Origin of the sequence: Pseudomonas sp. RIT-562, from assembly GCF_026241895.1 — a bacterium.
Lineage (GTDB): Bacteria > Pseudomonadota > Gammaproteobacteria > Pseudomonadales > Pseudomonadaceae > Aquipseudomonas > Aquipseudomonas mandelii_F.
This window is the reverse complement of record NZ_JAPJIV010000061.1, coordinates 1-488: the sequence shown is the minus strand read 5'-3', so window position 1 is coordinate 488 and position 488 is coordinate 1. Positions and strand designations below refer to the sequence as shown.

The following is a 488-nucleotide window of genomic DNA, read 5'->3' as shown; positions in this document are numbered from 1 at the left end:
CGTCGCAGGGCAGGAAGTGCACGGTGATGCCGCAGACTTTTTGGCCGGTGTAGTCGGGGACAGGTACTGATTGCCTGTGTTGGCGTTTATATGAGCGCATTTCATCCCTCCAGGCCAAATACCTGGGGCGATCAGCAAAGCCTGGGAAACCATCGGGATAAGCGACCCCAGTTTCCCAACCGACTAGAACCGTCATCCCAGGCTGCCAGCTCTGGGGTGCAATGTAGCAACACCCTCCGCCACCTCTTTGATTTGGACCAATGACGTCCAGGCCTGAGCGACCATCCACGCTGAAATGGTTGATGGCCCAGTGTGTGTGGTTGATGGCCTCGATGGTGCTGGCGTGCACGCCGTGCACGTAAAATGTCGAAACTAAAATGAACAAAACGCCGGGGAGTAAACGCGACGGGCGCATGGCTCTCATTGCCTGCGATGTGCAGCGTTTAACGAACTCAGACCTGCGCATCATCCACCCCCACACTCTTGGG

At 56.8% G+C, this 488-nt stretch carries 1 protein-coding gene; it reads right to left on the bottom strand.

Annotated elements, in window-relative coordinates:
- The coding region (gene tli1a / locus ORL50_RS28745; protein WP_266020087.1) for a Tli1a family immunity protein at positions 1-424 on the bottom strand (424 nt) is incomplete at its 3' end.
- Positions 425-488: the final 64 nt, after the last annotated feature.